This window comes from Acidovorax sp. 99 (assembly GCF_003096455.1).
In the GTDB taxonomy this organism is placed as follows: Bacteria; Pseudomonadota; Gammaproteobacteria; order Burkholderiales; family Burkholderiaceae_C; genus Acidovorax; species Acidovorax delafieldii.
The window spans coordinates 1,665,001-1,667,500 of sequence record NZ_QEKU01000001.1 but is presented as its reverse complement, the minus strand read 5'-3'; the positions used below and the strand labels follow the sequence as shown (position 1 = coordinate 1,667,500).

The 2,500-nt window shown below is 50.3% G+C and carries 2 rRNA genes (1 of these 2 cut by a window edge); both read left to right on the top strand.

The annotated features are described in order from the left end of the window. Nucleotides 1-1,971 (top strand): 23S ribosomal RNA (locus C8C95_RS07845) (it extends 908 nt beyond the left edge of the window). Between the two features lie 143 nt (nt 1,972-2,114). Then, nucleotides 2,115-2,227 (top strand): 5S ribosomal RNA (gene rrf / locus C8C95_RS07840). Nucleotides 2,228-2,500: the final 273 nt, after the last annotated feature.

Below are 2,500 nucleotides of genomic sequence, written 5' to 3'. Positions count from 1 at the left end.
GAATACCGCAGAGTACAGCTTGGGAGACAGAGCACCGGGTGCTAACGTCCGGACTCAAGAGGGAAACAACCCAGACCGCCAGCTAAGGTCCCTAAAATTGGCTAAGTGGGAAACGAAGTGGGAAGGCTAAAACAGTCAGGATGTTGGCTTAGAAGCAGCCATCATTTAAAGAAAGCGTAATAGCTCACTGATCGAGTCGTCCTGCGCGGAAGATGTAACGGGGCTAAGCCAGTTACCGAAGCTGCGGATTTGCAATTTATTGCAAGTGGTAGGAGAGCGTTCTGTAGGCCTGTGAAGGTGTCTGGTAACGGATGCTGGAGGTATCAGAAGTGCGAATGCTGACATGAGTAGCGTTAAAGGGGGTGAAAAGCCCCCTCGCCGTAAGCGCAAGGTTTTCTACGCAACGTTCATCGGCGTAGAGTGAGTCGGCCCCTAAGGCGAGGCAGAGATGCGTAGCTGATGGGAAACAGGTCAATATTCCTGTACCGATCAATAGTGCGATGTGGGGACGGAGAAGGTTAGCTCAGCCAACTGTTGGATATGTTGGTTCAAGCCTGTAGTCGTGCCTGGTAGGCAAATCCGCCGGGCTTAGATGAGGGGTGATAACGAGTCTGCTTGCAGACGAAGTGAGTGATACCCTGCTTCCAGGAAAAGCCACTAAGCTTCAGCTATTGACGACCGTACCGCAAACCGACACTGGTGCGCGAGATGAGTATTCTAAGGCGCTTGAGAGAACTCAGGAGAAGGAACTCGGCAAATTGATACCGTAACTTCGGGAGAAGGTATGCCCCAAGTAGGTGAACTCGTACAGAGGGAGCCCAACGGGGTTGCAAAAAATCGGTGGCTGCGACTGTTTAATAAAAACACAGCACTCTGCAAACACGAAAGTGGACGTATAGGGTGTGACGCCTGCCCGGTGCTGGAAGATTAAATGATGGGGTGCAAGCTCTTGATTGAAGTCCCAGTAAACGGCGGCCGTAACTATAACGGTCCTAAGGTAGCGAAATTCCTTGTCGGGTAAGTTCCGACCTGCACGAATGGCGTAACGATGGCCACACTGTCTCCTCCTGAGACTCAGCGAAGTTGAAATGTTTGTGATGATGCAATCTCCCCGCGGAAAGACGGAAAGACCCCATGAACCTTTACTGTAGCTTTGTATTGGACTTTGAACAGATCTGTGTAGGATAGGTGGGAGGCTTTGAAGTGAGGACGCTAGTTCTCATGGAGCCAACGTTGAAATACCACCCTGGTGTGTTTGAGGTTCTAACCTAGGTCCATTATCTGGATCGGGGACAGTGCATGGTAGGCAGTTTGACTGGGGCGGTCTCCTCCCAAAGCGTAACGGAGGAGTTCGAAGGTACGCTAGTTACGGTCGGACATCGTGACGATAGTGCAATGGCATAAGCGTGCTTAACTGCGAGACTGACAAGTCGAGCAGATGCGAAAGCAGGACATAGTGATCCGGTGGTTCTGTATGGAAGGGCCATCGCTCAACGGATAAAAGGTACTCTGGGGATAACAGGCTGATACCGCCCAAGAGTTCATATCGACGGCGGTGTTTGGCACCTCGATGTCGGCTCATCTCATCCTGGGGCTGTAGCCGGTCCCAAGGGTATGGCTGTTCGCCATTTAAAGAGGTACGTGAGCTGGGTTTAAAACGTCGTGAGACAGTTTGGTCCCTATCTTCCGTGGGCGCTGCAGATTTGAGGAAGCCTGCTCCTAGTACGAGAGGACCGGAGTGGACACACCTCTGGTGTATCGGTTGTCACGCCAGTGGCATTGCCGAGTAGCTAAGTGTGGAAGAGATAACCGCTGAAAGCATCTAAGCGGGAAACTCGTTTCAAGATGAGATCTGCCGGGGCCTTGAGCCTCCTAAAGAGTCGTTCAAGACCAGGACGTTGATAGGTCAGGTGTGGAAGCGCAGTAATGCGTTAAGCTAACTGATACTAATTGCTCGTGCGGCTTGACCCTATAACTTTGATAGCCAACACGCTCACAGCGTGAAGCTCAAAGTCTGTTATGCCAAGTTAGACGCAGTCAAAACACAAACATCTGATTCCAGACTCTATGAATTCGCCAGGCAGTTCACAAAAACTGCCCAGCACCAAGTTATGCCTGATGACCATAGCAAGTTGGTCCCACTCCTTCCCATCCCGAACAGGACAGTGAAACGACTTTGCGCCGATGATAGTGCGGGTTCCCGTGTGAAAGTAGGTCATCGTCAGGCTCTTACAGCAAGAAACACCCAGTGTTGTACTGGGTGTTTTCTTTTGATTCATTGCATAGATGGGCCAAAAGAAAGCAAAAGTTTGACAGTTCTTCAAAAATTGTGCTAGAATTCAAGGCTTCGCTGATCGCAGCGAGGTTTGCAAAATGAAGAAGATTTTGGTCTGATTTGTTTTGTTGGGATCCTTAAAAATATACAGCCGATAAGCGTGGGCGTTTGATGGCGAGTGCCAAGTTCTTTGGAACTAGTGCTTAGCACTACAAACGCTCATGA